Origin of the sequence: Ilumatobacter sp. (assembly GCF_049588435.1) — a bacterium.
In the GTDB taxonomy this organism is placed as follows: domain Bacteria; phylum Actinomycetota; class Acidimicrobiia; order Acidimicrobiales; family Ilumatobacteraceae; genus Ilumatobacter_A.
Genome location: NZ_JBAVYV010000434.1, coordinates 1 through 6640 on the forward strand (window position 1 = coordinate 1; position 6640 = coordinate 6640).

The 6640-nt window shown below is 65.5% G+C and carries 5 protein-coding genes and 1 rRNA gene; 3 read left to right on the forward strand and 3 right to left on the reverse strand.

Features of this window, described 5'->3' with window-relative positions:
* Window positions 1-791 (forward strand): SDR family NAD(P)-dependent oxidoreductase (locus WBV89_RS16610; RefSeq protein WP_423982459.1); only part of this gene is annotated, 791 nt, incomplete at its 5' end.
* A 3-nt stretch (window positions 792-794) separates the two neighbouring features.
* Here WBV89_RS16610 and WBV89_RS16615 read toward each other — a convergent pair.
* The 3 genes from WBV89_RS16615 to WBV89_RS16625 are packed head-to-tail and all read right to left on the reverse strand — an operon-like array spanning window position 795 to window position 4574.
* Window positions 795-1619: an enoyl-CoA hydratase/isomerase family protein gene (locus tag WBV89_RS16615; protein ID WP_423982460.1), complete on the reverse strand. Its 825-nt coding sequence runs from the start codon at window positions 1617-1619 to the stop codon at window positions 795-797.
* On the reverse strand, window positions 1616-3442 hold the full coding sequence (locus WBV89_RS16620) for a flavin-containing monooxygenase (protein WP_423982461.1): 1827 nt from the start codon (window positions 3440-3442) through the stop codon (window positions 1616-1618). The genes WBV89_RS16615 and WBV89_RS16620 overlap by 4 nt, the downstream gene beginning before the upstream one ends.
* A gap of 52 nt (window positions 3443-3494) precedes the next feature.
* Window positions 3495-4574 carry a DUF2332 domain-containing protein gene (locus WBV89_RS16625; RefSeq protein WP_423982462.1) on the reverse strand — a complete coding sequence of 360 codons (1080 nt, stop codon included), beginning with the start codon at window positions 4572-4574 and terminating at the stop codon, window positions 3495-3497.
* Window positions 4575-4600: 26 nt separating this feature from the next.
* Between WBV89_RS16625 and tyrS the strand changes: the two genes are divergently transcribed.
* Together tyrS and WBV89_RS16635 are read left to right on the forward strand one after the other, a co-directional pair.
* Window positions 4601-5878: a tyrosine--tRNA ligase gene (gene tyrS, locus WBV89_RS16630; RefSeq protein WP_423982463.1), complete on the forward strand. Its 1278-nt coding sequence runs from the start codon at window positions 4601-4603 to the stop codon at window positions 5876-5878.
* A gap of 396 nt (window positions 5879-6274) precedes the next feature.
* Window positions 6275-6640, forward strand: a 16S ribosomal RNA gene (locus tag WBV89_RS16635); the annotation flags it as partial.

Consider the following 6640-nt stretch of genomic DNA (forward strand, 5'->3'; position numbering starts at 1 on the left):
TGTCGGAGCCGAACATGGCCGAGGCGGCGGCGCTGGCCCGTGCCGCCGCGCCCGCCTCCGACATCCGGGTCTCCACCCATCGGTGTGACGTGTCCGACGAAGCCGCGATGCTCGTCTTCCGCGACGAGGTGCTCGCCGCCCACGACAGCGATCACGTCGACCTGCTGTTCAACAACGCCGGCCTGAGCGGCGGAGGATCGATCTTCACCGACACCCGTGAATCGTGGGACCGCTGCTTCGACGTCTGCTTCGGCGGCGTGCGCTGGGGAACGCTCGCGTTCCTCGATGCGTTGGTCGCATCCGAGGCGGGACACATCGTCAACACATCGAGCGTCAACGGGTTCTGGGCATCGATCGGCGGTGAACGGCCGCACACCGCCTACTCGGCCGCCAAGTTCGCCGTGAAGGGGTTCACCGAGGCTTTGATCACCGACCTCGCAGTCAACGCACCGCACGTGAAGGCCTCGGTCGTGATGCCGGGCCACATCGGCACGTCGATCGTCCAGAACTCGGTCGACTTCGGATCCCGAGACCTGTCCGACGAAGAGCGTGAACTCGCCAAGATCGCCGACCAGATGTTCCACGACATGGCCCCGATGACCGCTGCCGAGGCGGCGACCGTGATCCTCGACGGTGTCCGGGCCGACCGCTGGCGAATTCTCGTCGGTACCGATGCCCACCAGCTCGACGCCGCCGTGCGCGCGAATCCCGAGAACGCCTACGACCCCGGGTTCGGCGAGATGCTTTTCAGCGAACTGCGCGACGCCGCCGACACGCTCACCACCGACTGACGTTCAGAGTCCGCCCCAGCGTGGCGGTCGCTTCTCGGCGAACGCCCTGCGCGCTTCGACGATGTCGCCGTTGGCGCTGCACATGATCTGGGTCCGGTTCTCGATGTCGAGTGCGTGCCGAAGTGACGGCGCGTCGAGCGTCTGCCACATCGTCTCCTTGGTCATCCACGTTCCGAACGGCGCGTTCGCAGCGATCAGCCGGGCGGTCTCGAGCGCACGTTCGACCGGGTCGTCGTCGAGCGCGCTCAGCAGCCCGATCCGGTCCGCCTCGTCGGCGCCGAAGATGCGCGCGGTGAGGAGGAGTTCGGCCGACCGCGATGCGCCGACGAGACGCGGCAGGAAGTAGCTGGTCCCCATGTCGCAGTTCGACACGCCGATCTTGAGGAACACGGCACCGAACGAGGCCGCCGGCGACGCGGTCCGGATGTCGCATGCGAGAGCCAACGCGAAGCCACCGCCGACACACGGACCATTCACCGCAGCGATCCACGGCTTGCGGGAACGATGGATCCGCTCGTGCAGCGTCGCGAGATGGTCCTGCCACATGAACCCGGCGACCGTGGGCCGCACCTGCTCGGCACCGGGCGCCGTGCCCGCCGACTCCAGGTCGAGTCCGGCGCAGAACCCGCGACCGGCACCCGTCAGAATCACCACTCGCAATTCGGGATCGCCGTCGACGGCGGACACCACCCGTTCCAGTTCGTCGATCATCGTCGACGTGATCGCGTTGAGCCGCTCGGGCCGGTTCAGGGTCACGAGACCGATGCCGTCATCGACCGTCGACACGGAGATCGCCGTGAGTTCGCCGAGCGTCTCGATCCAGCTCATGACGTGGACCGCCCGGTCGACGCCGACGCGGCGACGTCGAGTCCCGGAAGCGTGCCGGAGTCGCGCCAGTCCGCCAGGATCTGGAAGTACTCGATCGATCCGCCGCCGTACGTCGAATTCTGTGCTGCCCGCTTCTCGGGTTGACCCTCGTTGTTGTAGTAGCCCGGCGTGCAGGACTCGAGGAAGGGCAGCGAGGCACGCGACTTCTCGATGACCGTCCGCACCCACGCCTGCTCGGCCTCGGGAGTCACCTCCACCGTGGTCGCCTCGTTCGACAGTGCGTGTTCGACGATGTGGGCGATGTGCGTTGCCTGCTCACCGAGCAGATGCGGGAAACTGACGGTGAAGCCGGCCTGACCGGGACTCATGATGAACAGGTTGGGGAATCCGTGGCTGTGGATGCCGTGCAGCGTCTCCATCCCGTCGGCCCACTTGTCGGTCAGCGTCTCGCCGGTTCGTCCGGTCACCTCGTACCCGGCTCGCCGCGAGTAGTCGGTTCCGACCTCGAACCCCGTGGCGAACACGATGCAGTCCAGTTCGTACTCGACCCCGTTGGCCACGATCCCGCGAGCGGTCACCCGCTCGAGACCCTGCCCGTCGGTGTCGACCAACGTCACGTTCGCCCGATTGAACGCCTGGAGGTAGTCGTCGTGGAAGCACGGGCGCTTGCAGAACTGGCGGTACCAGGGCTTCAGGGCCTCGGCGGTCGCCGGATCGTCGACGATCTCCTGGGCGCGGCTGCGGATCTCCTCCATCTTCTCGAAGTCGGCGAGCTCCATCGCCTGTCCGATCCCGTCGGGGGAGAGGTCCGCCTCGTTTCCGGCCTGTTGGATCCGGACGAGCAGCTTGCCGATGATGTCCGTCCATCCGTCGTCGACGAGGTCGACCGGCTGCGGCTGGCCGGAAACGAGCGCGTTGAAGTTCTGCATCCGCTCGGTGTGCCAGCCGGGTTCGAGCGACGCCGCCCAGTCCGGGTCGGTGGGTCGATTGTTGCGGACGTCGATCGAGGACGGCGTGCGTTGGAAGACGTACAGCTCGTCGGCGCCCTCACCGAGGTGGGGGACGCACTGGACGGCGGTCGCCCCGGTTCCGATGATCCCGATGCGCTTGCCCGCAAGGCCGGTGAGTCCACCGTCGGGTCCCCCGCCGGTGTACGCGTAGTCCCAGCGGCTGGTGTGGAAGGTGTGGCCCTCGAAGTCGTTGATCCCCGGGATCCCGGGTAATTTCGGGCGATGCAGCGGTCCGTTCGCCATGGCGACGAACCTGGCCCGCATCTCGTCGCCCTGGTTCGTCGAGATGATCCATCGATCCTCGTCGACGTCCCAGCGCACCGCGGTGACCTCGGTCTGGAAGCAGGCGTTGTCGTACAGGTCGTAGTGGGCGCCGATCGCGCGGCTGTGGGCCAGGATCTCGGCCGCATGGACGTACTTCTCGCTCGGGACGTAGTCGAGCTCCTCGAGCAGCGGCAGGTACACGTACGACTCGACGTCGCACATCGCTCCCGGGTACCGATTCCAATACCAGGTGCCACCGAAGTCGCCGCCCTTCTCGATGATCCGAATGCTCTCGACGCCCGCTTCGCGCAGGCGTGCTCCCGCGAGCAGGCCGCCGAACCCTCCGCCGATCACGATCACGTCGGTGTCGTCGGTGAGTGGGGATCGCCGAATCGGTTCGTCGATGTACGGGTCGTCGACGAAGTTCGAGAACTCTCCGGTCACCTCGAGGTACTGCTCGTTGCCGTCGGTGCGGACCCGCTTGTCGCGCTCGAGTCGGTACTTGTCGCGTAGTGCGTCGGGATCGAAGGTCAGCTCGCCGGTCGTCATCACCCGAAGGTACCGATGGAGCAACGTTCGATCCGAACCGGTCCGCCGCCGTTCAGCCCCAGTGGATCCAGTATCCGTGCGGGTGGCACACCCCGAGTGGCTCGACCTGGCGTCGACCGCTCCGCCACGTCACGACGGTGAGCGCGGTCGTGTGCTCGCCGGCGAGATCGGCGTCGTGGGGCAGCTCCGGGGTCAGCGCCGGCGACTCGGCGAACACCCAGGTGAGGTCACCGGTCCGGCCGAATTCGTCGAGTTGGTCCTGGAAGTCGCGCCGTTGCGACGGGTCGAGGTAGTTGAGCACCCACGAAGTGGTGACGATCGGGTGACCGCTCGGGCGAAGTTCGTCGACTGTCGGTCGGACGAGCTCGACGGCGTCGCCGCGGATCATCCGGGGCGGGTGGTGGCGGGCGACCTCGAGCGCTGCAGCCAAGCGGTCGAAGCGGTCGGTCTGATCCGGCCAGCAGCAGGCCTGGAGCCAACGTGCGTCATCGGGATCGGTCGGGTCGAGTGGGTCGAGGTCGATGCCGCATGAGTCGGCGACCGTCGGAATCGAATGCGGGATCGGATACGTGACCGTGGCCTCGGAGCGCGTGTCGCACGCGATCAATGGTGTGCCGCTGCCGATCAGCTCACCGTCGTCGTACCGATACGAATAGTGGGGGAGCAGAGTCGTCAGACCGGCGCTCGAACCGACGTCGATGTGTACGACCGGTCCGACCTCGTCGGCCACCCGCCCGAACGACGGGAGGAACAGCGCACATCGGCCGACCTCGTTCGTCTGGACGCGCCGACTCCCGAGGGTCTCGAGGATCAGCGGCGAACGTTCGTCGACGAACCCGGCGAGGACCGTTGCCAGATCTGCGTCGAGGGGATCGCGCGCCTCGGTGGTCAGGTTGGGGTACCACGCCGCGATGGGGTGCTCCCGGTCCCGCAGCACGGCGTCGTGGATCGCCGCCAACAGCAGGACGGGTAGCTGTTGGAGCGCCGGGGCGTGCCCGAGCATCGAACTGAGCGCTCGGTCGTCGGCGATCGCGGTGCACAGGGCCGCGTTGAGCGGTGCTCGTGGCATCGACGTGCGCGCGTGCTCGCGGAACCGTCGGACCAGTTCGGAATCGTTCCATGGGTCGCGCACGGCTCCGACACTACGGTGAGGTGGATATGACGCTCGTCGATGGAGACCTGATCGCAGATCTCGAGGCTCGTGGCCTGATTCACGACTCGACCGACCGGGAGCACCTGCGCGCGCAGGTGGCCGCTGGCCCGATCGGCATCTACTACGGATGCGATCCGACAGCGGACAGCCTGCACGTCGGAAACCTGATCGGTCTGGTGATGCTGCGACGCTTCCAGGACGCCGGACACAAGGCGGTCGCCCTCGCCGGTGGCGCGACCGGCATGATCGGGGATCCGAGCGGCAAGTCGGAGGAACGCAACCTGCTCGACGACGATGCGCTCAACCACAACGTGGACTGCATCAAGGAGCAACTCGGCCGGATCGTCGACCTCGACGATCCGCAGCGGGGCACCCTGGTCGACAACCGTGACTGGACCCAGCCGATCACGATCCTCGAGTTCCTGCGCGATGTCGGCAAGCACGTCACGGTCAATCAGATGCTCGCTCGGGAGAGCGTGAAGACGCGGCTCAATTCCGAGCACGGCATCAGCTTCACCGAGTTCAGCTACATGCTGCTGCAGGCCAACGACTACCTGCACCTGTACGACACCGAGGGCTGCGTCATCCAGATCGGCGGTTCGGACCAGTGGGGCAACATCGTGTCGGGCGTCGACTTCATCCGCCGCAAGCGGCAGGCCGCGGTCCACGGATTCTCGTGGCCACTCCTCACCGCTGCGGATGGGAGCAAACTCGGCAAGACCAGCGGAGCGCGCGTCTGGCTCGATTCCGCCAAGACGAGCGCCTACGCGTTCCGGCAGCACTGGATGCAGACACCGGACGACATCGTGCGCACCCAACTCCTGATGTTCTCGCTCCGACCGGTTGCCGAGATCGAGGAGCTCGTGGAGCGTCACGCCGCCGAGCCGCACCGACGCATCGGCCAGCGGGCGCTCGCCGACGACATGGTGACGCTCGTGCACGGTGCTGACGCGGCTGTCGCGGCGAACGAGGCCGCCGATGTGCTCTTCGCGAGCGATCCGACCGGCGCCTCTGCCGCCGCGTTCGAGATCTTGTCCCGTGAGATCCCACATACGCGGATGAACGCCCGCGAACTCGAAGATTCCATCAACGTCCTGGTGGCGACAGATCTCGCCAAATCCAATGGTGACGCCCGTCGCACCATGGACCAGAACAGCTACTCGGCGAACGGGACACGGTTGACCGCGAAAGACCAGCTCAGCGACCAGAAACTGCTCCACGGGAAGTACCTATTGCTGCGCCGGGGAAAGAAGGTGCACCACCTCGTCGAGATTATTTCCTGAGCGAGGTTGCCGGACTGGTTCGGCTGCGTTAGCTTAGCTACTCGCTTCACGGAGGCAGTAGCCACCGGAAAAGCGAAGGAATCAACGCCTCGCAGGGACAAAATCCCAGCGTAGAGCGCATTCCGAGCTTCGGCTCCTTGAAAACGGAAGAGAAGACAGAACGCCAGTGCGGGCAGTCCAGTCGGTACCCCTCGGGGTGCTGCGAGAGACTGTCTGTCAATTTCGCTGTCGGCATCCCGCCGGCAGCAACACGGATACCGGCCGTTCGTCAGATGGATCGAGTTCGCTCGGTCCCGACCACGAATGGCCACATACAGCTGGACGCTTCACACACACGGACATTCCATCCGGTGAAGTGCTCATCTGACACTCGTCGCTGAGCAATCGGCCACGTTTTTGTTGGAGAGTTTGATCCTGGCTCAGGACGAACGCTGGCGGCACGCTTAACACATGCAAGTCGAACGAGGTCCATGGAGCTTGCTCCGGAAGACCTAGTGGCGAACGGGTGCGTAACACGTGAGAAACCTGCCCTGAACTTGGGAATAACAGTCGGAAACGTCTGCTAATACCGAATACCTTCGTAACGTCGCATGGCGAATCGAAGAAAGCTTTATGCGGTTTGGGAGGGTCTCGCGGCCTATCAGCTAGTTGGTGAGGTAACGGCTCACCAAGGCATCGACGGGTAGCTGGTCTGAGAGGATGATCAGCCACACTGGGACTGAGACACGGCCCAGACTCCTACGGGAGGCAGCAGTGGGGAAT

Excerpts from the sequence above, each read along its gene's own strand:
- WBV89_RS16615 (WP_423982460.1), bottom strand. The coding sequence starts at position 1,619 with ATGAGCTGGATCGAGACGCTCGGCGAACTCACGGCGATCTCCGTGTCG.
- WBV89_RS16620 (WP_423982461.1), bottom strand. The coding sequence starts at position 3,442 with ATGACGACCGGCGAGCTGACCTTCGATCCCGACGCACTACGCGACAAG.
- tyrS (WP_423982463.1), top strand. The coding sequence starts at position 4,601 with ATGACGCTCGTCGATGGAGACCTGATCGCAGATCTCGAGGCTCGTGGC.